This window comes from Brevundimonas sp., assembly GCF_036676055.1.
Taxonomy (GTDB): domain Bacteria; phylum Pseudomonadota; class Alphaproteobacteria; order Caulobacterales; family Caulobacteraceae; genus Brevundimonas.
Genome location: NZ_JAKFDS010000065.1, coordinates 44741 through 68463 on the forward strand (window position 1 = coordinate 44741; position 23723 = coordinate 68463).

A 23723-nucleotide genomic window follows, 5' to 3' on the forward strand; every position below is an offset into this window, starting at 1 on the left:
TCCTCCGTCAGCCGCCGCCCATGGCGACCGCGATCCGGTAGGTGATCAGCGCGGCGAGATAGGCCAGGGCGAACATGTAGACGACCATCGCCCACATCCACTTCCAGGAATTGGTCTCCCGCTTGACCACCCCCAGCGTCGCCACGCACTGCGGCGCGAACACGTACCAGGCCAGGAAGGCCAGGCCGGTCGCCAGCGACCATTGTCCGGCCAGGGTCGTGGCCAGGACGGCCGTGGCGCTCTCCGGGTCGGCCACGGCGTAGACCGTGCCCAGGGCGGCCACCGCCACCTCCCGCGCCGCCATGCCGGGGATCAGGGCGATAACCATCTGCCAGTTGAAGCCGATGGGCGCGAAGATCGGCTCGAGCGCCTTCCCGAGCATGCCGGCGAAGCTGTAGTCGATGGCCGGCCCGGTCGCCCCCTCCGGCGGATAGGGGAAGGTCGACAGGGCCCAGATCAGCACCATCAACGGCAGAATGATCCGCCCGGCACGCTCAAGGAAGATCCGGGCGCGGAGCCACAGATTGAACAGCACGCTGCGGACATCGGGAGCCTTGTAGGCCGGCAGCTCCATCATGAATGGCTCCACCGCCCCGCGCCAGAAGATGCGCCGGATCACGAAGGACACGGCCAGCGCGCTGAGAATGCCCGTGGCGTACAGGCCGAACATCACCAGCCCCTGCATGTTGGCGAAGCCCCAGACGGTCTCGTTCGGGATGAAGGCGGCGATGATCAGGGTGTAGACCGGGATCCGCGCCGAACAGGTCATCAACGGCGCCACCATGATGGTCGTCAGCCGGTCCCGCTTCGAGTCGATCACCCGGGTGGCCATGATGCCGGGAATGGCGCAGGCGAAGCTGGACAGCAGGGGAATGAAGGCTCGTCCGTGCAGGCCCGCACCGCCCATGATCCGGTCCATCAGAAAGGCGGCCCGGGCCATGTAGCCGAAGTCCTCAAGCACGATGATGAACAGGAACAGGATCAGAATCTGCGGCAGGAACACCAGCACGCTGCCAACGCCCGAGATCAGTCCGTCGACGATCAGGCTCTGGAACACGCCGTCCGGAATGAAGGCCGCGACCCAGGCGCCGAGCAGGCCCAGACTGGCCTCGATCCCGTCCATCAGCGGCGTGGCCCAGGTGAAGACCGCCTGGAACATCACGAACAGCAGGCCCAGCAGGATCACGAGCCCGCCGACCGGGTGCAGCAGCACGGAGTCGATCCGTCCGGTCAGGGTGTCGGGCCGCTCCGGCGGCTGAACGCAGGCCTTCATGATCCGCTCGGCCTCGCGGGCGGCGCCGCGCAGGGCGGTTGCATCCGGCGGCGTCCAGGCCATCCCGGCGGCCTGGGGCATCGTCCCGGCCGCAGTATCGACGGCCGCGACCAACGCCTCGATGCCGCGCCGGCGGGTCGCGGTCGTGGTGACGACGGGGACGCCCAGTTCGGCTTCAAGCCGCTGCAGATCGATCCGCAGCCCCTGACGCTGGGCGATGTCGTACATGTTCAGGGCCAGCACCATCGGCCGCCCGACCGCCTTCAGCTCCAGCGCCAGCCGCAGCACCAGCCGCAGGTTGGTGGCGTCGGCCACACAGACGATGACGTCGGGCGGAACCTCGCCGGCCAGTCGCCCCAGCACCGCGTCGCGGGTCACTTCCTCGTCGGGGCTGCGCGCGCGCAAGGAATAGGTGCCGGGCAGATCGAGGACCGACAGGGTGCGCCCGTCGCCGGTGCGGATCAGGCCTTCCTTCCGCTCCACGGTCACGCCGGCGTAGTTCGCCACCTTCTGGTGGGAGCCTGTCAGGGCGTTGAACAGCGCCGTCTTGCCGCTGTTGGGATTGCCGACGAGCGCGACCCGCGCGCTCCGAACCGCCATATCCATCAGGCGGCGACCTGGTCGGCAGCGGGTTCGGCGATCGTCGTGAGCGCGGTATCGATCCGGACGACCAGCCCCGCGGCCTCATGCCGACGCAGGGCGACGCGCATATCGTCCACCTTCATGGCGATCGGGTCGCCGCCTACCAGTCCCTCATGCAGAAGTTCGATCCGCGCGCCCTCCACGAACCCCAGCTCCAGCAGGCGTCGCTCGAGCTCCAGCGCGTGCTCGTCGTGATGACAATGACCGCCGACCTGAATGATGACGCCGCGATCGCCGCGGCGGGCCTGACTGAGTCGGATGGTGTCGGACATGACGCTCACGCTGTGGCGCGACCGGCGCGCCTATATGACAGTGATTATCAGGTGCGATAGCGGTTCGTCCACCCTGTCGAAGCGTCGCAGCGGTTGCCGTCGCCGGACGTTTCGCTATCAGTCGCCTGCTACGGAGGCCCCCATGAACCGCCCTGCCCTGATTATCCTCTCCGGCCTTGCTCTCGCATCCTGCGGCCAGAAAGGAGAAGGCGACGCGACCGCGCCCGCCCCGGACCGTCCCGCGCCCACAGCTGCGGAAAAGGCGGCGCTTCTGGCGGCTCTTCCGGCGCCCTACGATCAGGCTGACCTCGACAACGGCCGCCGCGTCTTCGCCCGCTGCCGCTCCTGTCACACCATCACAGAGGGCGGGCCGAACATGACGGGGCCGAACCTGTTCGGCGTCTTCGGCCGCCAGGCGGGCGTCCACCCCGATTACAACTACTCAGCGGCCGTCAAACAGGCGGGCTTCATCTGGGACGGCGAACGGCTGGACCACTGGCTGGAGAATCCGCGCACCTTCCTGAAGGGCACGAAGATGAGCTTCGCCGGCATTCCGGACGCCACGGATCGCCGCGATGTGATCGCCTTCCTCAAGGTCGAGACGGGCTACGCGCCCGCGGCCCGGCCCTGACCTATTCGGCGGCGGCGGGCACGGAATCGTTGGCCGTTCCTTCCTGCGCCTCCCACGCCTCGATCTTCCGGGCCGTGTACTCGGGCGACTTCGTGAACCGCGCCAGCACGCCGTAGATCACCGGCACCACGAACAGGGTCAGCAGGGTCGCGAACATCGCCCCGGCGAAGATGACGACGCCGATGGTCTGCCGACTGCCCGCTCCCGCTCCCTGCCACAGCACCAGCGGGAGGGCCCCGAAGGCGGTCGCGATCGAGGTCATGATGATCGGCCGCAGGCGCAGCGCGGAAGCCTCGATGATGGCCTCGTGAATCGACCGCCCCTGATCGCGCAGCTGGTTGGCGAACTCCACAATCAGGATGCCGTTCTTGGCGGCCACCCCGATCAGGATGATCAGGCCGATCTGGCTGTAGATATTCAGGCTGGAGCCGGCCATGACCAGGCCGAACAGTCCACCGGCCGCCGCCAGCGGCACCGTCAGCATGATGACCGCCGGCGTGATCCAGCTCTCGAACTGAGCCGCCAGCACAAGGAAGACCAGCAGCAAAGCCAGACCGAAGGCCCAGCCAACGGCGCTGCCCGCCTCCTGCTGGTCGCGCGCGGCGCCGCCCCACTGGATAGTGGCCACGCCCTGGGTCTGGTCCGCCGCCGCATCGTTCAGGAACGACATTGCGTCGGCCAGGGTGGTCCCGGGGTTCAGGTCGGCGCTCAGGGTGATGCTGCGCTGGCGATCCAAACGACGGCGATCGGGCGTGTCGCCCGACGTCTCCGTGGCGACCACGGCGGATAGCGGCACCAGCTGGCCGCCGCCGGTCGAGACGTACAGGGCCTCCAGATCACCGACGGAGCGACGGTTCTCGAGGTCGGTCTGCAGAATGACGTCATACTCCTGACCGCCGCGGATGTAGGTCGTCGCGCGGCGTGAACCGAACATGGTCTGCAGGGTCCGGCCAATCTCCTGCGACGATACGCCGAGGGCGGCCGCCTTCTGCGGATCGACGTCCACCAGCAGGCGCGGCGCATTGGGTTCATAATCCAGCCGGGGGCGCGAGAATCCCGGGTTCTGCTGAGCCGCCGCCAGGATCGGCTGAACCCATTGGAACATGTCCTCGTATTCGGCCCCGGTCAGGACCATTTCGATCGAATTGGAATTGCCGCCGCCGCGCTGGAAGGCGCCGGGGACGCTGACATTGACCTGGGCGTCGGTCTGGCTGCGCAGCTTCTGGTTCAGCTCCTGGGCTATCTCGTCGGCCGAACGGTCGCGCTCGGACCAGTCCTTCAGGGTCAGCACCGCATTCCCGGAATTGAAGCTCCCGCCACCAAAGCCGGGGGCCGAGATCAGATAGCTCTCGACCTCGCCGGACTCACGATACTCGGCGAGGATGGGCTCGAGGCCCAGCATGATCCGGCGGGTGTAGTCGAAGCCCGCGCCCTCGGGCCCCTGTACGCGGCCGACAATGCGGCCCCGGTCCTCCGGCGGAACCAGTTCGCTGGGCAGGGTGAAGAACATGGCCGCCGCGCCGGCGGCGACCAGCGTGATCAGGCCGGCCACCCCGACCACGGCCGCACGCCGGCCGAGCAGCAGTGTCAGCGAGTTGCTGTAGGAGTTCTTGAGCGCCTCCATGCCTCGGTCGACCCGGCGGGCCACCCAGCCCGAGCCGGAGGCGGGACGCAGGATCTTTGACGCCAGCATGGGCGACAGACTGAGTGCGAGGAAGGCTGAAAAGGCGACGGCGGCGGCGATGGCGGCCGCCAGCTCTACAAACAGCCGTCCGACGTAGCCGGGAAGGAACAGCAGCGGTGCGAACACCGACAACAGCACCACCGTTGTGGCCACAACGGCGAAGAACACCTGCCGCGCGCCCCGCTCCGCCGCCACCAGCGGCGGCTCGCCGTGATCGATGCGGCGCTGGATATTCTCGGTAACGACGATGGCGTCATCCACGACAAGGCCGATGGCCAGCACCAGGGCCAGCAGCGTCAGCAGGTTCAGCGAGAAGCCGAGCGGCGCCAGAATGATGAAGGTCGACAGCAGGCAGATCGGGGCCACGACCGACGGAATGAAGGCGGCTCTCAGGGTCCCGAGGAAGACGAAATTGACCAGCGCCACCAGCGCCAGCGAGATGCCGATGGTGATCCAGACCTCATCGATCGCGTGGGCGGTGAAGACGGAGTTGTCCGAACCAACGACCAGCTCGGTCCCGGCCGGCAGGCTGGGGCGAACCTGCTCCAGCATCTCCCGCACGCCGTCCGAAATGGCCAGGTCGTTGGACTGGGCCTGACGGGTGATGGCCAGACCGATCTGATCCAGGCCATTGCCGCGGAACAGGCGGCGCTCCTCCTCCGGAGCCTCCTCGACCCGGGCGACATCGCCCAGACGGGTGACATAGGCCGTCTGACCCTGCAGGGCGCCCGTCGCGCCGCTCGACACGTTCAGGCTTGAGGCCCCGGCCGGCGTCCCGGAGATCGCGCCCGCGCCGCGGGAGCCGATCGGCAGCTGCCGGAAATCCTCCGGCAGCGCGTAATTGCGGGCCACCCGCACGGTGTAGTTCTTCTCGCCCGAATCCAGCGCGCCCGCCGGCAGTTCGACATTCTGGCTGGTCAGGGCCGACTCGACGTCGGTCACGGTCAGACCCCGTGCGGCCAAGGCTGCGGGATCGAGCCAGATGCGCATCGAGTAGCGCTGCTCGCCATAGATCTGCACCTGGGCCACGCCCGGCACCGTCGCCAGCCGGTCGAGCAGATAGCGGTCCGCGTAGTCCGTCAGGGCCAGGCGATCCATCTCGCTGGAGCGCAGGAACAGGATCATAATCGGCTGACTGTCGGTATCCGCCTTGGCCACCTCCGGCGGATCCGCCTGATCCGGCAGGCTGCCGACCACGCGGGAGATACGGTCGCGCACGTCATTGGCGGCGCTGTCGATGTCCCGGTCCAGCGAGAACTCGATGCGGACGCTGGAGCGGCCGTCACGGCTGGTGGAGCTGATGCGCTCGACGCCCTGGATGCCGGCGATGCGCTGTTCGATCGGCTCGGTGATCCGGCTTTCGATCACCTCAGCCGAGGCGCCGGCGTAGGTCGTGTTGATCGAGACTACGGGCGGGTCCACGTCCGGCAGTTCCCGCACAGGCAGGAAGAAGAAGGCAGCCGCGCCGATCACGCACAGCATGATCGCCGCCACCGCCGCGAAGACGGGGCGCCGGACGGAGACGTCGGACAGCATCATTGGGCCGCGCCCGCCCGGCGCGCGGTCGCCCCGGCCACGGTCACCGGCGACCCGGGCTGGATACGGTTCAGGCCCGAGGCCACGACCCTGTCGCCGGCGGTCAGTCCGGACAGTATCTCGACGAACCCATTCTCGACCGAACTGGCGTCGACCGCGATGCGCTGGGCTGTCAGACCGCGTTCACCGGGGGCGATACGGAACACGAAGGCGCTGTCGCCCTCGTACTGCACGGCTGCCTCGGGAACCGCGAGCCCCTGACGCACGCCCTGCCGTACAGACACCCGCATCAGCATGCCCGGACGGATGCGCCCGCCCGGATTGGCGATCTCGGCACGGGCGGTGGCCGAGCGCGTCTGCTCGTTGACCCGGGTGTCGATCAGGGCCACGCGGCCGGGGAAGGTCTCGCCGGCGAAGGCGTCCGCCGTGGCCACGATCGGCACGCCGGGCCGCAGCACCGAGAGGTATCGTTCCGGCAAGGGGAAATCGACGCGGATCACGCTGATGTCGTCCAGGGTGGTGATCACCGCTCCGGGATTGATCAGGGTCCCGGCCGTCACGCTCGTAAGGCCAAGGACCCCGGCGAAAGGCGCCCGGATCAGGCGGTCCCCACGGCGGGCCTGGGCCGCCGACAGTCCCGCCCGCGCGGCCTCGAGGGCCGTTTCGGCGTTCTCTGCGCTCACCCGCGGCGCGACTCCCCGTTCAGCCAGATCGCGGTAGCGGTCGTACTCGCGCTGGGCCTGCGCCAGTCGCGAGCGCGCCTCAATGATGTCGGCGTCTTCTTCGCGCGCCTGAAGTTCAACAAGGGGGGCGCCCGCGGCGACCCGCTGGCCGTCGGTGAACAGGACCCGGGTGATCAGTTCGCTGGTCGACGAGGTGATGTTGACCGAGCGCCGCCCCCGCGCGACGCCGAGGACGCGGATCTCGTCGGAGAATTCCCGGGGCGCCGCCACCGTTTGGGAAACGGCCTGGCCCCGACCCGCCCCCGGACCGCCCCGGCCGCCCGGTCCTCCGCCCTTCTCGTCCCCGGCGAAGGCGAGACGCAGGATCACGGCCAGGACCATCAGGCCCAACAGGACGGCGGCGGCGGCGAGGAAGAAGTGACGCTTGATCACGCGGGGCAGGCTCCGGGTGGGGACGAGCCGACTTAGCGGCTCCCGCCGTCGACGCAACTAGAGTCTCTGCAACGTCCGGTGTTTCAGATTCCGTCGCCGCCTGGACCGCAAGTTCTACGCATCAGAACCGGCGCCAGATGCCTATTACCGGTCCGCTGGCCTCCGGTGTTTCCCGTCCGGCCACCGTCTGGCGCCAGCCGGCCTGAAGGCTCCATGCGCCGAAGTCCCTCACCACCGACGCCTCCAGCGACAACCAGCGCGCAACGCCATCTTCCGTACGGCCGCCGAACGCCTGCCCCAGCACCATCCAGTCCTCACCCAGGTGTGCGCCAACGGTCGCATCGACGCGGGTTTCGTCCGGCAAGCCCTGCCGCATCCGCCGAGCCGCCTGGAGCTCGACAAAGGTCCGGGGCGAAGCCGGTCCCCAGCCGTTCTGGAACGAGCGCCCGACCGAGGCCCTTATCTCCCAGTCCTCATCGCCCTGTCCGGGCGCCGCATAGCCCGCATTGCGCCCTTCACCGCCGGTGGCGTAGCCGGCGTAGAGGCTTACAGCGGCGTGCTCGTCCCGCCAGGCCTGCCAGCTGACGCCGATCTCCAGCGGCCCTCGCCCCTCGTAATCGACGAAGGCGTCCTCACCTGATTGCCAATCGCCCTTGAACCGGACCGTCAGCCTGTCCGCCAGGCCGTACTCGGCGAAGACCCCCAGGGAGGTGTCCCGTCGCTCGGCTGGCAGGTCGACCAGAACTCCGTCAGGATCAAACCCGCGTTCCGCCACCATATGCTCGAGTTTCAGAATGACCTGGCCCTTGCCCTTGGGCTGGTTCCACGCGCCGGCGGCTGCGGGTGCGGCGAGAGCCGCGACCGCCAATCCGACCAGCAGCCCCCCGGCCCGGTTCACACGTCGTAGCCCGGCGACCTTCGATCCAACATTCGAAGGGCTCCCGGCCAGGCGAGCGCCGAGACGAATCCGATCCCCTTGCCCTGTTCGCGGGTCTCGGCCTGGGCCGCGTCGGGCGCCATCAATACATGGTCGCGACCGCCCGAGAGCGCCGCCACCTGCTGGGCGCAGGCACGCTCAAGGAAGAACATGCCGATCCACGCCTGCGCCGCCGTCTGGCCAACCGCAAGGGTGCCGTGATTGCGCAGCAGCATCAGGGGCTTGTCGCCGAGGTCGGCCACCAGTCGCTCGCGCTCGTCGTGGTTCAGGGCCAGGCCTTCGTAGCCGTGATAGGCGACCTGTTGCTGGAGCAGACAGGCGTTCTGGCCCAAGGGAAGCAGGCCCTCCTGCTGCGCCGCGACCCCAACGCCGGCCACGGTGTGCAGGTGGATGACGAAATGGGCGTCCTCACGCGCCGCGTGGATAGCGGAATGGATGGTGAAGCCGGCCGGATTGATGAAACTGGTGGTGTCCTGAACGATGTTCCCGTCGAGATCGACCTTCACGAGGCAGGAAGCCGTCATCTCCTCGAAATAGTAGCCGTACGGGTTAATCAGGAAATGTCTTTCCGGCCCCGGAACGCGCGCCGAGATATGGGTGAAGATCATGTCGTCCCAGCCATGCAGCGCTACCAGACGGTACAGCGCGGCCAGTTCGACACGGGCGTTCCACTCCGCCTCCGAGACACGGGATTTCAGCGAGACGTTCGCTCCGTCGGCCATGTTCGGCGCTCCTTCAGCTGTGCGCGGCGGCGCACGCTCGCGCCGGGCGGGGCCGGCGTCAAGATTCAGCTTCCGTTAACCCTGCCTTAGCGCGCTGTGGCTACGCTTGGACCAGCCGAATCGTCGGCGCGCCGGAGACGCCTTTGACCGTCGCTCAGTTCCGCTCCCCTCCCCTGGCTTCTCCCCCGGCCTATCCGGATCTGCTGGCCTTGGCGCGCAACCCCAGCACCGATGCCCGGCAGCGGCTGCTGCTCGGCGTCGTGGCCCTGTGCGACTCCCGCCCGCCGGCCGGCGAACTGTCCCCGGTCCTCAGCGAGATCTTCCTGACCCTCGCGCGCCAGGCCGAACGCGATGTGCGCAAGGTCCTGTCGGAGCGGCTCGCGCGCGCCGATTGGGCCCCGCCTGCCCTGATCAACGTCCTCGCACTCGACGAAATCGAGATCGCCCGCCCCGTTCTGGCGGCCAGCCCGCTGTTGCAGGACGATGACCTGCTGCGCGTTCTGGTCGAGGCGACGCTCGAACATCAGATCGAGATCGCCCGCAGGCCTCACCTCGGCGGCCGGGTCGCGGACGCGATCATCGATCGTGGCGAACCCGCGACCTTGACCGCTCTCGCCTTCAACCGCACCGCGGAGATCAGCCTCGACGGCCTCCGTCGTCTGGTCGAACAGTCGCGCCGAATCGCCGCGCTGCGCGGTCCGCTGACCCGCCACCCGCGAATGACCGAACAACTGGCGGAGCAGATGTACCAATGGGTCGGCGTGGCGCTGCGCCAGTCCATCTGCGCGCGGTTCCAGGTCGACGAACGCAAGCTCGCGCCGCTGATACAGCAATCCGTCTATGATGCGCGCTCCGGAACCATAGTGCCCGTTCCGGCCAATGACCCGGACCGGGAGGAGATGGAGCGACGGCTCGTCGCCAAGCTTCAGGCGGCGGGGCAGCTGCGGGCGGGTTATCTCGTCCGCGCGATCCGAGAGCGTCGCCTAGGTCTGTTCGTCCATGCGCTGGCGACGCTGGGCGGATTCTCGGTCGCCCAGGTGCGCGAGGCGGTGGCCGCCCGCAGTCCCGAGGCCTTGTTCTATGCCTGCGCCTCGGTCGGCGTGGACCGGGCGGTGTACCCCGCGCTGCTGGCCGAGATTCGCCTGCTCAACGACGGATCCCCGGGCGACGCGGGCGACCCCGTATGGATGCGGGGCGCCATTTCGCCCGCCTCGGCGGCCCGTTCGTTCCGCGCCCTCGTCGCGGGCTGAACACGGCGCGTTTGACTTCGCCCCCGGGCTCGGCTTGCGTAGACGCGTGACCCAGCCCCCCCTTCGCATCGCCTTCGCCGCCTCGGACCGTCCCGAAGCCGTGGTCGCCCGCGACCGCCTCGTCGAGCTGTACGGATCCGCGGACGCCGCCACGGCCGATGTCATTGTCGCGCTCGGGGGCGACGGCTTCATGCTGGAGACCCTTCACGCCAATCTGCAGCGCCGCACTCCGGTGTTCGGCATGAACCGCGGCTCCGTGGGCTTCCTGATGAACGACTACAATGAGGAAGGCCTGCCGGAGCGGCTGGCCACGGCGGGACGGGCGGTCATCCACCCGCTGCAGATGGACGCCTGGACCGAGGCGGGCGCGGTTCAGAGCGGACTGGCCATCAACGAGGTCTCCCTGCTGCGCCAGACCCGGCAAAGCGCCAAGCTGCGGATCACGGTCGACGAACGGGTGCGGCTTGAGGAGCTGTCCTGCGACGGCTGTCTTGTGGCCACCGCCGCCGGCTCGACCGCCTACAACCTGTCAGCCCACGGGCCGATCATTCCGCTGGACGCCCGGGTGCTGGCCCTGACGCCGATCAGCGCCTTTCGCCCGCGGCGCTGGCGGGGCGCCCTGCTGCCCCACACCGCCCGGGTCCGTTTCGAAGTGATGGAGCCCGACAAGCGGCCGGTCAGCGCCACGGCGGACAGTTTCGAGGTGCGGCGCGTGGTGCGGGTCGAGGTGCGGGAGCGGCGCGACATCGCGCTGACCATGCTGTTCGACGCCGGCCGCTCGTTCGAAGAGCGCGTGCTGGCCGAACAGTTCGCCTCCTGACGACGTGCACCGCTTCTTAAGTGTGTCGTGCCACGCTGCGGGAGGTTCGTCTTCAGGAGCTCGCCGTGAGCAATTCCGCCCAGGTCATTCGTCCGCCCAATACCCTTCGGCTGAAAGTCGGCGGCGGGTTCGGCGGCATCGACGCCGGTGCGATCGCCAAGGCCGAAGAGGCGCTGAAGGCGATGTCCTCCCAGTTCGGCCAATGGCTGCAGGACGAAATCGTCAAGCTCGACAAGGCCCAGTCCGACATCCGCAGCCAAGGGTACGACGCCCAGACCGCCGAGGCGCTCTACTTCCGCGCCCATGACCTGAAGGGTCTTGGCGCGACCTACCAGTATCCGCTGGTGACCCGGCTGGCCGCGTCGCTGTGCAAGATGATGGACGATCCCGCCAAACGCATGGCGGCGCCCCGCACCCTCATCGATGCTCACATCGACGCGATCAAGGCCGTGGTGCGCGACCAGATCCAGACTGACGACCATCCGACCGGGCGCGCTCTCGCGGAATCGCTTGAAGCGGGCGTGGCCGACCACCTCGGCTGACATCCGCAGCCAGAGAGTCTGAAGCGCCCGCCCGCCGGCGGGCGTTTCCAATTGGATCAGGCCGCCGCCGCGCCGATCACCGCACGGGCGGGCGCGGGCTCCTGATCCAGCCGCTCCATCAGATAGGCGATATCTTCGCGCGGCGCGTTGGGCCGTTGCGTCAGAAAGCGCTGCAGCATCCGCTGACGAAAATCCTCCCCGGCGGTGTCCGCCCCCTCGGCCTGTAGCGTCCGCCAGGTATCGACCCCAGCCCGGAAGGCTTGGAACAGTCGGGGCGGCAGACCGGCCCGGTCGTAGATGGCCTTGAGCCCCAGCGGACCCGCGTCGTGGATCATGAGCCAGGCGCGCGGATGGGGCGTGCCGGCCAGCTCGGCCAAGCCGTATTCAAACAGCGCCATCTGCCCGCGGGCGAGCGCTCTCAACAGCAGGGAGGCGGACAGGGCCCGGCGGGCGTTGAGGCCGGCTGTGAAGGCCACCAGATCGGCATGGTTCGACGCCTGGTCGACGAGGTCGACGGTGGCGCGTTCTCGGGCGAAGGCGGCCAGACGGATGGCGGTCTCGGGGGCGACGGCGTGGCGCGTCACCAGATGTTCGCGAACCGCATCCGAGGCGAGCTCGACCAGCCGTTCGGTCACCGACAACGGCAGGACCTGCCGATAGGCGATGGCTGCGACGATCTCGGGCGACGTCCCGAAGCGATCCACGCAACGTCCCAGCGCCGACTCGGCTATGTCGGCGTTGTCATTGGCGGCCAGGGTCCGGACGGCCTGTTCACACCCAGTCTCGGCAACGGCCGCGGCCACATCGCGTCCGACCACCGGTCGTCCGGCGACGGCCACCTGGCGGACAGCTGAACCCGCCTGGATGATCTCGATCAGGTCTTCATCGGTGAAAGCCGGCGAGAAGCTGATCAGCGGCAGGGCCACGCTGTCGACGTCGGCTGCGAGCTTTCTGGCGACATCACGGGGAATCAGGTCGGACGATTTCAGCGTCACGGCCATGGCGCGCCGCACCAGCTCCGCCGCGTCATGGGCCAACATGCGCAGGATCTTCTGCGCCGCCTCTAGCTCATCTCCGGCCAGCTCGGCCTTTTCCATGTTGCGGCACAGCTTGTGCGCGGCCGCAGCCCGTTCGTCGTCATCCGTAGCCTTGATCAGACGGCGGATGTCGGTCTCGGTCAGGCGGGCGCGGTAGGCGGTCATGGTCAGGCGCTCTGGTCAGGCTTCGCCGCCCAGCATTGAACGGTCATCCCTAACGGGCCGTTTACCATCACAGGATTCGCGGTCAGACGCTCGAACTGCCTTCAGGCGCGAAGGCGCCGCCGAAGCCGCCGCCCTTGCCCTCCCCGTCCTGACCCAGCAACAGGGCCAGCAGGCTCTGGTCCTGCTTCAGCCGGTCGAGACGGGCCGCCAGCATCTGGTCGCGTTCGGAGAGCGGCGGCGCGGCGGGCGCCGATCCCGCGGCCGCGGCCGGAGCGCCTTCGCCCGCGCTGCGCTGGAGATTGGCGTGCACCTCGGCAACCGTGGCCGGCCGACCGCCGCGAAAGAAGATCGAGCGGTTTGCGGAGGCCGCCGAGGGGAAGATCGCGGCCGCACTCGCATCTGGCCGCCGCTCCATGGCTTCCATCAACTGGGCCGCTCCGGCCGGCCCGAGAAAATGGGCCGCATACAGGTCGCCGGCCCCCGGCTCGCGCCCGGTTCGCCCCCGCAGATAGGCCGCGTTGGAGGCCGTCAGCTCCGCCGCCATGGTCGAAGCCGCCTGGGGATCGAAGCGCAGATCGAGGACGACGTTTCGCGCGGAACCGTCCACCCGCCATCGCCCGTCGGACCCCCGGTGGATCAGATCGGCGTACTGGCCGTAGCCGTGCTTGGCGCCATGGGCCTTCACCGTCCCCAACCAGGTCTGCTCGATGAACTGGAACAGCCCGGCCGCCGACGAGGTGCGGGCCTTTGCAGACGGATTCATCGCGCTTTCGCGCCGGGCGGTCTTGATCAGAAAATCAGCATCCACGCCCGTCGCGTTCGACGCGCGCCGAATGGCCGCCTCGACCCCGCCAGAGGATGGAATCGCTCCGATGTTCATGCCTATGACGCTGCGGCTTCGTGGTTAATCAATCCCTAATACGGCCTGAGCCGTCCACAGACCCTTAACCTTTGCCGTCCGACGCGCCGCCGGTGTCGGATTGATGGCGAAGCTCGCCCAAAACTTGCCCCAGGGTAAGCGCTCAACTTGACCGTGGGACGCTGCGGGGGCGGCGAACGACAGGGATGACGGCCATGATGATCAAGACCGCGGGCGGCCCCGGACTGGTAAGCCCCTTCGACTACAACGAACGAAAATCACCGCGCTTCACCCGAACGACCTGGATCGCCCTGGCGGTTGTCGCCGCCGGGCATGTGGGGCTTGGCGCCGTCATGTACTACCAGCGTTTCGAGATGCCGTTGCCGGATGATACAGCCGCGCCGCCGATCGACGTCACCATGATCACCCTGCCCAAACCGCGGCCGCCCGAGCCGATCGCCGCGCCGGAGCAGCCCGCGCCGCCGAACACCCGGACCAACCCCCTGCCTGCTCCGCCGACAACCACCGACGTGGTAGCGGTGACCCAGGGCGAGACGGTCGCGCAGGGAACCACCATCATCCTCTCCGACACGTCGCCGGAACCGGTCAGGGACGCGGCGCCGGTGCCGGTCACGCCACGCCCTCCCGCTGTGATCACCAATCCCCGATGGGAGCGTCAGCCCTCCGGCGATCAGCTGATGCGGGTCTATCCGGATCGCGCCCTGCGGGCGGAGGTCGGCGGTCTGGCGACGCTGAACTGCCTCGTCCAGCCCAGCGGCCGGGTCGCCGACTGCAACCTGACCAAAGAGACGCCCGGCGGCTACGGCTTCGGGCAAGCAGCGCAGGGGCTGACGCGGCATTTCCAGATCAGCCCGCGAACAGTCGACGGCGCAGCCGTGGGATCGCGAGTCAACATCGCCATCCGCTTCAACCCGCCGGCGGACTGATCAGCCGAACCTGAGCGGATCGAGGGCGGCCGCGTCGGCCATTGGCGCGCCGCCTTCGATTCCGTCGGCCACGATCCGCGCGACCATGGGACCCAGCAGCCAGCCGTTACGGCGCGGGGCCAGCGCGAGAAACAGACCCGGCTGCCCCGAGGCCCCGGCCAGCGGCAGACCGTCGGCGACCGCGCCCCGGATCCCGACCCGCGTCGACCCGGCCTCGCCTTCCACGCCGAGCAGCGCCAGCCCCGCAGCCACCCGCGCCTCGGCTTCCTCCGGATCGGGATCGAGGTCGCGGCGACCCAATTCCATGGTGGCGCCGATGACCACCCCCCCGGGGGCCGGCGCGGCGTAAACGCCCGGAGCGCGGAGCACTCGTCCCGGCCCCTCCACCGCGACGTGGGTCAGCTGGCCCCGGATCGGCTGGATCGCATCGACCATGACGGCGACGGACCGGGGCAGTCCGGCGATGGCGGCGGCGGCCCCGGTGGCGAGCACGAGCGTCGGGGCGAACCATGTGCGGCCGTCCTCGGCCTCGACCCGCCAGCGCCGGGCGTCGCCCGCGAGCCGGGCGACCCGTCCCTTGACCAGGCTGACCCCCGGCGCGCGCGCCAGGGCGGCCAGCGACGGGGCGGGATCAATGCGCCAGTCGTCCGACGTGAACAGACCGGTCGACGTCACCCGGGCCTCGAAGCCGAGGTCGCCCAAGCGGGACGCAGCCGCGGCCGCTTCCGGGCCCCGCCACTCGGCCCCCTCGCGATGGAGCGCCAGACCGTTCGCCTCAGCGAAAGCCGGCCACAGGTCACGGGCGCGTCTGAGCAGGCCCGCCTGTTCGGGCGTGAGATCCTCGAGCAGGGATTCCAGCGCCGGGGCCAGCATACCGGCCGCTACGGAGGAGGCGTTCGGCCCGCCCGGGTCGATCACGGTCACCGCATGGCCACGCTCCGCCAGCTCGGCGGCGGTGCAGAGGCCGAGCACGCCGGCGCCGATGACGATCACATCCGGGGAAGAAGTCACCGGCGATCAGATCGACCGCCCGGGCCCGGAATGCAAGCGTTACTCGGCGGCGATGGCGGCGGCGCGGGTCTGCTCGATGCGCGCGGTCAGCGCCGCGTGCTGGTCCCACAGGGCCTGCGGCAGGCGGTCGCCGAACATCTGGTAGAAGTCAGGGATCAGCGCGGCTTCCTCGGCCCAGACCTCGGCATCGACGTCGAGGAGGGTCGACAGGTCGGCGTCGGACAGGGCGAGGCCCGACAGGTCCAGCGTCTCGCGCGAGGGCACCCGACCGACGGGCGTGTCGACCGCGCCGGCCTCGCCCTCGAGGCGTTCGGCGATCCATTTCAGAACGCGGGCGTTGTCGCCGAACCCGGGCCAGACGAACTTGCCGTCCTCGTTCTTGCGGAACCAGTTGACGAAATAGAGCCGCGGCAGCTTCGCGGCGTCGGTGCGGTCCTTCATCGACAGCCAGTGGGCGAAATAGTCGCCCATGTTGTAGCCGCAGAACGGCAGCATGGCGAAGGGATCGCGGCGCAGCTCGCCGACCTTGTTCTCGGCCGCGGCGGTGCCTTCGGAGGCCACAGACGAGCCCATGAAGACGCCGTGGTCCCAGTCATAGGCCTCGGTGACCAGCGGCACGGCGGAGGCGCGACGGCCGCCGAACAGAATGGCGTCGATCGGCACGCCCTTCGGATCTTCCCACTCCGGAGCGATGGTCGGGCACTGGTGCGCAGGGGCGGCGAAGCGCGCGTTCGGATGGGCGGCAGGTTCGCCCGAGGACGGATCGTGCGGCTGGCCCTTCCAGTTGGTCAGGCGTTCCGGGGCTTCCCTGGTCAGGCCTTCCCACCAGACGTCGCCGTCGGCGGTCAGGGCGGTGTTGGTGAAGACCGTGTTGGTCGCCATCGTCGCCAGGGCGTTCTGGTTGGTGTTCCGGCTGGTGCCCGGGGCGACGCCGAAGAAGCCGGCCTCGGGGTTCACGGCGTACAGGCGGCCGTCGTCGCCGATGCGCATCCAGGCGATGTCGTCGCCGATGGTTTCAGCCTTCCAACCCGGCAGGGTGGGCTGGAGCATGGCCAGGTTGGTCTTGCCGCAGGCCGAGGGGAAGGCGGCGGCGACGTATTTGGCGCGGCCCTTCGGATCGGTCAGCTTGAGGATCAGCATGTGCTCGGCCAGCCAGCCCTCGTCGCGCGCCATCACCGAGGCGATGCGCAGGGCGTAGCATTTCTTGCCCAGAAGGGCGTTGCCGCCGTAGCCCGAGCCGTAGGACCAAATCTCGCGCGTCTCGGGATAGTGGACGATCCATTTGTCCTCGTTGCAGGGCCACGGCACATCGGCCTGGCCCTGTGCGAGCGGGGCGCCGACCGTGTGCACCGCCGGCACGAAGAATCCGTCCTCGCCCATCAGGTCCAGCACCGGCTTGCCCATGCGGGTCATGATCCCCATCGACACGGCGACATAGCCGCTGTCGGTGATCTCGACGCCCAAGGCGCTGATCTTCGAGCCCAGCGGGCCCATCGAGAAGGGCACGACATACATGGTCCGGCCGGCCATGCAGCCGTCGAACAGGCCGTTCAGACGCTGGCGCATCTCGACCGGATCGGCCCAGTTGTTGGTCGGGCCGGCGTCAACCTCATTGGCCGGGCAGATGAAGGTGCGGCTCTCGACACGGGCGACGTCCCGGGGGTCCGAGGCGGCGTAGTAGCAGCCGGGGCGTTTGGTCTGATCGAGCTCGCGCAGGGTGCCCTTGCCGATCAGGTCGGCGACGATGGCGGCCTTCTCGGCCTCGGAGCCGTCGCACCAGTGCACGCGGGCGGGCTTCGTCAGGGCGGCGATCTGTTCGACCCAGGCGACGAGGCCGGCGTGGTTGGTCGGGGCCGGGCGCAGACCCGGAATAGCGGATGCAGTCACGCGAACTCTCTCCTGAACGTTGCCCGGCGATCTGACGCCGCCATGGCGCTCCCTTGCGCAGATCACGCAATGTTTCAGCGGGAATGGCATTGAAGCGGACGCAAGGTCAACCGGTGCAAGTTTCAACCTCCCGGGAGCGGCGGCGGCCGCCTCGTCTGCATAATTCCGGTCGCGGAGGGCGGGGGCGCGGGGTATCGGGACCGCCATGCAGACCATGGACCCGATGACGGCGACTCCCGAAGGCGCCCTGGCCTCGCCCGCTGCGGCGCGGAACCGCGAGCCGATCCTGCGGGTGCTGACGGCGCATCTGCCGGCGCGGGGGCGGGTGGTCGAGGTCGCCGCGGGCTCGGGCGAACATGCGGTCGCCTTCGCCGGGGCCCTGCCCGGGCTTGAGTGGACGCCGAGCGATCCGTCAGCGGAAGCGCGGGCCAGCATCGCTGTCTGGGCCGGGGCGGCCGGCCTGCCCAATCTGCGGCCGCCGCTGGCGCTGGACGTGCTGGACGAAGCGTCGTGGCCCGAGGGGCCGTTCGCGGCGGTCCTGTGCGTCAACATGATCCATATCAGCCCATGGGCGGCGACGGAGGGCCTGATGCGGCTGGCCGGGCGGGTGCTGCCGGTCGGCGGGCTGCTGGCGACCTATGGGCCCTACCTCGAGGCGGAGGTTCCGCTGGCGGCGTCGAACGCGGCCTTCGACGAGAGCCTGAAGGCGCGCGACCCGGCGTGGGGGCTCCGCGACCGGGACGAAGTGGCGGCGGCGGCGAAGGCGGAGGGGCTGGCGCTGACGTGGCGGGTGGAGATGCCGGCCAACAATCTGATGCTGCTGTTCCGGCGGGTGTGAGCGGCGCCTTGAAGTTCCGGCGGGGATGTGGCGGCATCCCCGGAGTAGCTGGCTGACCCGGAACGCGCCGACATGAAACGTCTCCTCCCTGTTCTGGCCGTTCTGGCCGTTGCGGCTCCGGCGTGGGGGCAGACGCCGCCGACGGCCGCGCCGACCGCCGCGCCGGCTCCACCCCTGTCCTATGGCGCGCCGATCGGGCTGGAGACGGCGCAGGCGCTGGTCGATCGGGCCGTCGAGGCCGGCCGCGCCCGGGGGTTCCGTCTGGCCGTCGCCGTGGTCGAGCCGTCGGGGGAGCTGGTCGCCTTCGGGCGGATGGACGACGTCCAGTACGGCACGATCGACGTCGCCCAGGCCAAGGCCCGGTCGTCGGCCCGGTTCCGCACCGCCTCCGCCTCGGCGGAGGAGCGGCTGGCGGGCGGCCGCCTCGCCCTGCTGGCCATCGACGGGATCGTGCCCGTCGCCGGCGGCGTGCCCATTGTCGTCGATGGCCGGGTGATCGGAGCCATCGGTGTGTCGGGGGCGTCCTCGGCGCAGGACGATGAGGTCGCACGAGCGGCCATTTCCGCCGTGATCGGCGGCTAGCCGGGCGGCTGGACCCGGCTGCGCCCTGCGGCTACGGACCCGGCATGGCGTTTTCCAGAACCTATGACGGCGACGAGCCGGTGCGGCTGAACAAATTCATGGGCCAGTCGGGCATCTGCTCGCGGCGCGAGGCCGATGCGCTGATCGCCGAGGGGCTGGTCTCGGTCGACGGCGAGGTGGTCACGGACGCGGGGCGCAAGCTGCAGCCAGGGCAGACGCTGACGCTGAACGAGCGAGCCACAGCGGCGCTGGCCGAGGGGGTCACCATCGTGATGCACAAGCCGGTCGGCTACGTCTCGGGCCAGCCGGAGCCGGGGAAAATCCCGGCGGTGCGCCTGCTGACGGAGACCAACCGCGTCGGCGAGGGCGCGGTTCCGGCCGAGAACGCCTCCCTGCCCCCGATCGGCCGGCTGGACGAGGATTCCCGCGGCCTGCTGCTGCTGTCGTCGGACGGGGTGGTGGCCAAGGCGGTGATCGGGCCGGAGTCGGATCTGGACAAGGAATATCTGGTCCGGGTTACAGGCGACATCACCGAGAAGAAGCTGAAGATCCTGCGCCACGGCCTGATGCTGGACGGGCGGCAACTGCGCCCGGCCTATGTCAGCCGGATGGAGTCATTCCGGCTGAAATTCATCCTGCGCGAGGGGCGCAACCGGCAGATCCGGCGGATGTGCGAGATGGTCGATTTCGAGGTTACGGATCTGATCCGGGTGCGGATCGGCCCGCTGAAGCTGGACAATCTGCCCGAGGGGAAGTGGCGGATGCTGACGGCCGAGGAGCGGGCGGCGCTGGTCGGTCCGGTTTAACCCGGGTAAAATCAGAATTAGGCGTCCGAAGCGTCCGAAGCGTCCGAAGCGTCCGAAGCGTCCGAAGCGTCCGAAGCGTCCGAAGCGTCCGAAGCGTCCGAAGCGTCCGAAGCGTCCGAAGCGTCCGGCTTGAGGCGCGCGAGCACAAGCCTGAACACCTCCCCGGCGGCTAGATTCGGTTTTCAAAGACCCGAAGGCGCATCGTAGCAGGCCCATGCGTCAAAACCGGTCGTGTCGGCCTCAGTCCGGCGCATAGGTGAGTTCGATCGCCTCGCCGCCGATCCCGCGGTGGGAGACGAGGCGGAGCGGCGGTCGGGGACCAATGAAGAACGGGTCGCCCCCACCCAGAACGACGGGGTGGAGGTAGAGGCGATACTCATCGATCAGGCCGGTCAGGGCCTGCGCCAGCACAGGCCCGCCGACGTAGAGGTCACCCTCGAGTTCATGCTTCAGACGGCGGACCGTCCCCTCCACGTCATCCGCGACCAGCGTGGCGTTGGGGCCGACCGAGCTCAGGGTGCGCGACACGACCCATTTGGGCTCGCTGCGCCACGCGGCCGCGAACTCATGCAGTTCCGGAGTCCAGTCCGGATCGTCCTGCTCCCAGTAGCGCATGATCTCGTACAGGCGGCGGCCGTAGACGCTGCCGGTGGAGCCGCGCACCTGCTCGATGAAGTGGCGGAAGAGGGCCGGGTCGGGTCCGAATTTGTCGTAATCGACGTAGCCGTCCAGCGAGACGTTCATTCCGAAGACAAGCCGCGCCATATTTGATCTCCGATCCGGGGTCCTTGTGAGGCGGGCGGCCGGGTCAGGCCGGGGCGTGTTCGCGGAAGGGCTTCAGCTGATCGGCCAGGGCCCGTTTGAACGCCGGGCGGGCCTCGGCGCGGGCGACATAGTCGGCGAGCGCCGGGAAGTCGGCGACGATGTCAGTGTGGCGCAGGTCGCGCAGCACATGGGTCATCAGGATGTCGGCGGCGCTGAAGCGGTCGTTGGCGAACCAGTGGCGATCGCCCAGCGCCGTCTGCAGGTCGCCGAGCCGCCGGCGCAGGAAGGCCTCGACTTCGGGACGTCGTTCCTTCGCCCAGGTCTTGTCGGCGTTGAACAGGTCGATGCCGGCCAGTTCTGCGACGACGGGCTCGACGCTGTTCGAGGCCGCGAACAGCCAGGTCATGACCATGGCCCGACCGGCGTCGTCGGCGGGCATCAGGGCGTCGGAATTCTGGGCGATCCAAAGGACGATGGCCCCGCTCTCGAACATCTCGACCTTGCCGTCGCGATAGGTCGGCACCTGGCCGAACGGCTGCAGGGCGCGATATGCCGGCGTGGACTGGTCCTCAAAGCCGATCAGGTGGTCGTCATAGCCCAGACCGGCCTCCTCCAGCGCCCAGCGCACCCGGAGGTCCCGGACCGAGCCCTGGGCGAAAGGCGGCACCCATTTGAAGGCGGTGACCTGAATCATGGCGGGGCTCCGGCTTTCTGCGGTTGACTTTTACGTTGATATCAACATATCTCGAGCCGTGTCAAACTTGGCTGTTCCCTTCCAGACGACCCTGTACGTGCGCGACACCTGCCTGTGCCTGCACGCCCAGCGGGCGGCGAGAACCCTGGCGCGGCGGTTCGACGAAGCCTTCCGGCCGCTGGGGATCACCAGCGGCCAGTTTTCCCTGCTCAATGCAATGAACCGGCCACAGCCGCCGACCATCGGCGCGATCGCCGGTGTTCTGGCCATGGACCGGTCGACGGTGACGGCGAATCTGAAGCCGTTGGAGCGAAGGGGGGCGGTCGTGGTGTCGATCGATCCCGAGGATCGGCGCGGACGTCGAGCGGGGCTGACGGACGCAGGGCGCGACCTGCTGGCGAAGGCGGCCCCGATCTGGATCGCGGAGCATGGCCGGCTCGAGACGGAGCTGAAGGTCGAGGCCGACACGCTCAGGGCCGGACTGCGCGGGATCGGCTGAAGCGTCTCAAGCTCAGCGCCGCGGCGGCTCCAAATCGCGCGCGTCGGCGTCGGCGCGGCGCCCGAAACGGGGATCGAGGCGTTCCGCCCAGGTCAGCGGCCAGGCCTGAGTGACCGGGCCGTCCCCGCGCGCGTCCCACTCCAGATAGACCGCCCAGGCCTCGCCCTCGGCCGGCAGGGGAAGGACCCGCGGGCATTCAGTGCGCTCCTCGTGCCAGAGCCTGAGCCGCCCGGCTTGAGGATAGCCATCGACGACGCGGTCGATGCGGAAGTCGGCGGTGAAGGCACGGTTCGGCCTCTCGGGGTCCCGGGAGGCCACGGCGACGACGGTGGCGACGGCGACGGTGACCCAGCGCCCCTCGGCCATCCGCTCGCCCGGCCCGGCGATCGGCTGCATGCAGGCCATGGCCGCGTCGGGCGCGAGCGCCGCCATGACCAGCACGCTCACAGCTGCGCGGCCCGCGCCCGCGCCTCCCATCAGTCCCGTTCCGCTTCGACCGGCGCCGTCGGGGCGAAGTCGACGCGGCGCAGTTCGCGGATCGCGTCGCCCGCCGCGTCGCCCTCGACCAGTTCATAGCCCATCAGGGCGAACACCCGCTGACCGAGGAAGATCGGGCGGGCGTTTCCGTACCAGTCGACGCACGACGCCCGGCAGCCGTCGTCGGCCCTCGCTCCCGGCGTGGCGTCGAGATGGCCGAAGTCCGACAGGATCCGGTTCTGACGCTGCAGGAAGCGCATCTCGGCGGTCCACTGGTTGTCGGTCAGCCGCATGATCGGCAGGCCCAGCAGGCCGAAGGTCGGCCGGGCGGGATCGGGGTCGGGCCGGAAGAAGAAGCCGTGGCTGCGTGACTCCGCCTGACGGGAGTTGGGCACGGTGAAGCCGAAGCCGAGGTAGGGGATGTCGTTCGAGGTCAGGTCGACGGTGGTGAAGACCGTGTCGCCGTGGCCGCCGACCAGCAGGGCGTCCTGACCCATCTGTTCGATGCGCTGGACGCCGCCGTCCACCTGGAAGGTGAAGGGGTGGCCCTTGCCGTCGAGCCGGGCCGCGATCAGGTGCGACACGCCGGAGTTCCGGGTCCAGTTGTTCAGGCTGTAGAGCAGCCAGCCGTTGACGAAGCGGTTGTGGCCGATGCCGACGTATTCGCCGCCGGGCATGGGGCGGTAGTCCGAGGCCGGCGCCGCCGTCGAACCGTCGCCGAAACGGCTGGTGGGGAGTTGCAGCAGGGCCGGGCGGCCGGCCGCGAACTCGGGCCCCCACATGGCGTCCCCGACGGACAGGTCCGTCACCAGAATGTCGAGACGGCTGTTGGCGGCGTCGGGGTTGAAGGAGAACTGGTCGATCGGCGCGCCCTCGACCTGGACGGCGGCGGGACGGCCGCCGTCCAGCGGGATGCGATAGAGGAAGCGGCGCTCGTCGCCATCCTCGCGCCACGACCAGGCGGGGGCGACCCAGACATAGACGGCGTTCTGCGACACGAAGAAGGTGCGCCCGTTCGGGCCCAGCACCACCGTGGCCTCGCAGGCCAGTTCGGGCGCGGTCAGGTCGCAGCGGCTGACCGTGTGCATGGCCTCGACCGAGCCGGGGCCCTCGGCCTTGAGCGGCGCGGGCAGATAGACCTCGCGGGCCTGGGCGATGCGCTGGAAGGACGGCTTCTCCTGACCCGGGGTCCAACGGCTGAGGCCCGGCATGTCGGCCAGCGGGTTGGCGGCGTAGCGGTCGAAATACAGCGGCGTGTAGACCACCAGCCGGTCGCCGACGACGCGCGAGGCGTAGTTGCGGCTGGAGTAGTAGTCGGCCGACTTCAGATGGTGGGAATCGAGGAAGGCCAGCGAGCCGTCCGGGGCCATGCGGAAGCGGTTGATCTCGGTCCCGCCGCGCCCGTAGCTGAAGCCGACCACGACGATCAGGTCGCCCTTGACCAGCATCTCGTCATACCAGTCGCCCGACGGGTCGACGCCGGGCGGGAAGGCGTCGATGGCGTCGACCGGCTTCAGGTCTCCGGCGGCGGTCGAGACGGTGAACAGCCGGCCGCGGCGCAGGATCACCAGATGGTCGCCGATGACCTTGACGATGCCGCCCTCTTCGACGCCGGCGATCTGGTTATTGGTGATCGAGGGGTTGGCGGGATCGGCCGGCGCGGCCGGCGCGGCGGCGGCCGGCGGGGCGCCCGTGGCCGAGACCGGAGGCGGGGGGGCCATGGGCATGGGCG

The 23723-nt window shown here is 69.3% G+C and carries 23 protein-coding genes; 9 read left to right on the plus strand and 14 right to left on the minus strand.

Translation table 11 applies throughout. The annotated features are described in order from the left end of the window. Positions 1 to 7 precede the first annotated feature (7 nt). The gene (gene feoB, locus V6M45_RS11410) at positions 8 to 1879 is read right to left on the minus strand and encodes a ferrous iron transporter B (RefSeq protein WP_332656514.1); all 1872 of its coding nucleotides are present in this window, start codon (positions 1877 to 1879) and stop codon (positions 8 to 10) included. Beyond that, entirely contained in the window at positions 1879 to 2187 is a 309-nt protein-coding gene (locus V6M45_RS11415; protein ID WP_332656516.1) for a FeoA family protein, read from the minus strand. Before V6M45_RS11415 ends, feoB begins: the two co-directional genes overlap by 1 nt. Before the next feature lie 142 nt (positions 2188 to 2329). On the opposite strand from V6M45_RS11415, the gene V6M45_RS11420 reads away from it, so the two are divergent. Next, positions 2330 to 2818: a c-type cytochrome gene (locus V6M45_RS11420; RefSeq protein ID WP_332656518.1), complete on the plus strand. Its 489-nt coding sequence runs from the start codon at positions 2330 to 2332 to the stop codon at positions 2816 to 2818. A gap of 1 nt (position 2819) precedes the next feature. On the opposite strand, the gene V6M45_RS11425 is transcribed toward V6M45_RS11420, so the two are convergent. From V6M45_RS11425 to V6M45_RS11440, 4 genes are all read right to left on the minus strand, one after another. After that, positions 2820 to 6038, minus strand: coding sequence for an efflux RND transporter permease subunit (locus tag V6M45_RS11425; protein ID WP_332656558.1), 3219 nt, complete (start codon positions 6036 to 6038; stop codon positions 2820 to 2822). Further along, a complete protein-coding gene (locus V6M45_RS11430; protein WP_332656520.1) occupies positions 6038 to 7153 on the minus strand; it encodes an efflux RND transporter periplasmic adaptor subunit in 1116 nt (371 codons plus the stop codon). Before V6M45_RS11430 ends, V6M45_RS11425 begins: the two co-directional genes overlap by 1 nt. Positions 7154 to 7274: 121 nt before the next feature. Then, a complete protein-coding gene (locus V6M45_RS11435) occupies positions 7275 to 8051 on the minus strand; it encodes a hypothetical protein (RefSeq protein ID WP_332656522.1) in 777 nt (258 codons plus the stop codon). After that, positions 8048 to 8812, minus strand: coding sequence for a class II aldolase/adducin family protein (locus tag V6M45_RS11440; RefSeq protein ID WP_332656524.1), 765 nt, complete (start codon positions 8810 to 8812; stop codon positions 8048 to 8050). The genes V6M45_RS11435 and V6M45_RS11440 overlap by 4 nt, the downstream gene beginning before the upstream one ends. 143 nt (positions 8813 to 8955) lie before the next feature. On the opposite strand from V6M45_RS11440, the gene V6M45_RS11445 reads away from it, so the two are divergent. The 3 genes from V6M45_RS11445 to V6M45_RS11455 all read left to right on the plus strand — a co-directional run bounded on the left by V6M45_RS11445 (position 8956) and on the right by V6M45_RS11455 (position 11424). After that, positions 8956 to 10062 (plus strand): DUF2336 domain-containing protein, encoded by a 1107-nt coding sequence (locus V6M45_RS11445; protein WP_332656526.1) that lies wholly within the window; start codon positions 8956 to 8958, stop codon positions 10060 to 10062. Positions 10063 to 10108: 46 nt separating this feature from the next. Continuing rightward, positions 10109 to 10882 (plus strand): NAD kinase, encoded by a 774-nt coding sequence (locus V6M45_RS11450; protein ID WP_332656527.1) that lies wholly within the window; start codon positions 10109 to 10111, stop codon positions 10880 to 10882. 65 nt (positions 10883 to 10947) lie between these two features. After that, the gene (locus V6M45_RS11455; protein WP_332656529.1) at positions 10948 to 11424 is read left to right on the plus strand and encodes an Hpt domain-containing protein; all 477 of its coding nucleotides are present in this window, start codon (positions 10948 to 10950) and stop codon (positions 11422 to 11424) included. A 56-nt stretch (positions 11425 to 11480) separates the two neighbouring features. Here the strand turns inward: V6M45_RS11455 and V6M45_RS11460 are convergent, their stop codons facing one another. Both V6M45_RS11460 and V6M45_RS11465 read right to left on the minus strand, forming a co-directional pair. After that, positions 11481 to 12626 carry a DUF2336 domain-containing protein gene (locus V6M45_RS11460; protein WP_332656531.1) on the minus strand — a complete coding sequence of 382 codons (1146 nt, stop codon included), beginning with the start codon at positions 12624 to 12626 and terminating at the stop codon, positions 11481 to 11483. 82 nt (positions 12627 to 12708) lie between these two features. Continuing rightward, complete coding sequence (locus tag V6M45_RS11465; RefSeq protein WP_332656533.1) at positions 12709 to 13506, minus strand: transglycosylase SLT domain-containing protein; 798 nt, start codon at positions 13504 to 13506, stop codon at positions 12709 to 12711. A 194-nt stretch (positions 13507 to 13700) separates the two neighbouring features. Between V6M45_RS11465 and V6M45_RS11470 the strand changes: the two genes are divergently transcribed. After that, positions 13701 to 14432, plus strand: coding sequence for a TonB family protein (locus tag V6M45_RS11470; protein WP_332656535.1), 732 nt, complete (start codon positions 13701 to 13703; stop codon positions 14430 to 14432). On the opposite strand, the gene V6M45_RS11475 is transcribed toward V6M45_RS11470, so the two are convergent. After that, positions 14433 to 15443 (minus strand): NAD(P)/FAD-dependent oxidoreductase, encoded by a 1011-nt coding sequence (locus tag V6M45_RS11475; protein ID WP_332656537.1) that lies wholly within the window; start codon positions 15441 to 15443, stop codon positions 14433 to 14435. Positions 15444 to 15482: 39 nt separating this feature from the next. Then, positions 15483 to 17330, minus strand: coding sequence for a phosphoenolpyruvate carboxykinase (GTP) (locus V6M45_RS11480; RefSeq protein ID WP_332656539.1), 1848 nt, complete (start codon positions 17328 to 17330; stop codon positions 15483 to 15485). 205 nt (positions 17331 to 17535) lie between these two features. On the opposite strand from V6M45_RS11480, the gene V6M45_RS11485 reads away from it, so the two are divergent. From V6M45_RS11485 to V6M45_RS11495, 3 genes are all read left to right on the plus strand, one after another. Continuing rightward, positions 17536 to 18168, plus strand: a complete 633-nt coding sequence (locus V6M45_RS11485) for a DUF938 domain-containing protein (RefSeq protein ID WP_332656541.1) — start codon at positions 17536 to 17538, stop codon at positions 18166 to 18168. Positions 18169 to 18240: 72 nt separating this feature from the next. Next, positions 18241 to 18750, plus strand: a complete 510-nt coding sequence (locus tag V6M45_RS11490; protein ID WP_332656542.1) for a GlcG/HbpS family heme-binding protein — start codon at positions 18241 to 18243, stop codon at positions 18748 to 18750. Between the two features lie 44 nt (positions 18751 to 18794). After that, positions 18795 to 19556 (plus strand): pseudouridine synthase, encoded by a 762-nt coding sequence (locus V6M45_RS11495; protein ID WP_332656543.1) that lies wholly within the window; start codon positions 18795 to 18797, stop codon positions 19554 to 19556. A 240-nt stretch (positions 19557 to 19796) separates the two neighbouring features. On the opposite strand, the gene V6M45_RS11500 is transcribed toward V6M45_RS11495, so the two are convergent. Together V6M45_RS11500 and V6M45_RS11505 are read right to left on the minus strand one after the other, a co-directional pair. Then, on the minus strand, positions 19797 to 20321 hold the full coding sequence (locus tag V6M45_RS11500) for a dihydrofolate reductase family protein (RefSeq protein ID WP_332656545.1): 525 nt from the start codon (positions 20319 to 20321) through the stop codon (positions 19797 to 19799). A 43-nt stretch (positions 20322 to 20364) separates the two neighbouring features. Continuing rightward, entirely contained in the window at positions 20365 to 21015 is a 651-nt protein-coding gene (locus V6M45_RS11505; RefSeq protein WP_332656547.1) for a glutathione S-transferase family protein, read from the minus strand. Positions 21016 to 21082: 67 nt separating this feature from the next. Between V6M45_RS11505 and V6M45_RS11510 the strand changes: the two genes are divergently transcribed. Further along, positions 21083 to 21514 (plus strand): MarR family winged helix-turn-helix transcriptional regulator, encoded by a 432-nt coding sequence (locus tag V6M45_RS11510; protein WP_332656549.1) that lies wholly within the window; start codon positions 21083 to 21085, stop codon positions 21512 to 21514. Positions 21515 to 21526: 12 nt separating this feature from the next. On the opposite strand, the gene V6M45_RS11515 is transcribed toward V6M45_RS11510, so the two are convergent. Further along, positions 21527 to 21991 carry a hypothetical protein gene (locus tag V6M45_RS11515; RefSeq protein WP_332656552.1) on the minus strand — a complete coding sequence of 155 codons (465 nt, stop codon included), beginning with the start codon at positions 21989 to 21991 and terminating at the stop codon, positions 21527 to 21529. Further along, the coding region (locus V6M45_RS11520) for a beta-propeller domain-containing protein (protein WP_332656554.1) at positions 21991 to 23723 on the minus strand (1733 nt) is incomplete at its 5' end. The genes V6M45_RS11520 and V6M45_RS11515, both read right to left, overlap by 1 nt.

What these genes read in the sequence shown, in the direction of transcription:
- feoB (WP_332656514.1), bottom strand. Translation starts at nt 1,879, where the DNA reads ATGGATATGGCGGTTCGGAGCGCGCGGGTCGCGCTCGTCGGCAATCCC.
- V6M45_RS11415 (WP_332656516.1), bottom strand. Translation starts at nt 2,187, where the DNA reads ATGTCCGACACCATCCGACTCAGTCAGGCCCGCCGCGGCGATCGCGGC.
- V6M45_RS11420 (WP_332656518.1), top strand. Translation starts at nt 2,330, where the DNA reads ATGAACCGCCCTGCCCTGATTATCCTCTCCGGCCTTGCTCTCGCATCC.
- V6M45_RS11425 (WP_332656558.1), bottom strand. Translation starts at nt 6,038, where the DNA reads ATGCTGTCCGACGTCTCCGTCCGGCGCCCCGTCTTCGCGGCGGTGGCG.
- V6M45_RS11440 (WP_332656524.1), bottom strand. Translation starts at nt 8,812, where the DNA reads ATGGCCGACGGAGCGAACGTCTCGCTGAAATCCCGTGTCTCGGAGGCG.
- V6M45_RS11460 (WP_332656531.1), bottom strand. Translation starts at nt 12,626, where the DNA reads ATGACCGCCTACCGCGCCCGCCTGACCGAGACCGACATCCGCCGTCTG.
- V6M45_RS11465 (WP_332656533.1), bottom strand. Translation starts at nt 13,506, where the DNA reads ATGAACATCGGAGCGATTCCATCCTCTGGCGGGGTCGAGGCGGCCATT.
- V6M45_RS11470 (WP_332656535.1), top strand. Translation starts at nt 13,701, where the DNA reads ATGATGATCAAGACCGCGGGCGGCCCCGGACTGGTAAGCCCCTTCGAC.
- V6M45_RS11485 (WP_332656541.1), top strand. Translation starts at nt 17,536, where the DNA reads ATGCAGACCATGGACCCGATGACGGCGACTCCCGAAGGCGCCCTGGCC.
- V6M45_RS11490 (WP_332656542.1), top strand. Translation starts at nt 18,241, where the DNA reads ATGAAACGTCTCCTCCCTGTTCTGGCCGTTCTGGCCGTTGCGGCTCCG.
- V6M45_RS11495 (WP_332656543.1), top strand. Translation starts at nt 18,795, where the DNA reads ATGGCGTTTTCCAGAACCTATGACGGCGACGAGCCGGTGCGGCTGAAC.
- V6M45_RS11500 (WP_332656545.1), bottom strand. Translation starts at nt 20,321, where the DNA reads ATGGCGCGGCTTGTCTTCGGAATGAACGTCTCGCTGGACGGCTACGTC.
- V6M45_RS11505 (WP_332656547.1), bottom strand. Translation starts at nt 21,015, where the DNA reads ATGATTCAGGTCACCGCCTTCAAATGGGTGCCGCCTTTCGCCCAGGGC.
- V6M45_RS11515 (WP_332656552.1), bottom strand. Translation starts at nt 21,991, where the DNA reads ATGGGAGGCGCGGGCGCGGGCCGCGCAGCTGTGAGCGTGCTGGTCATG.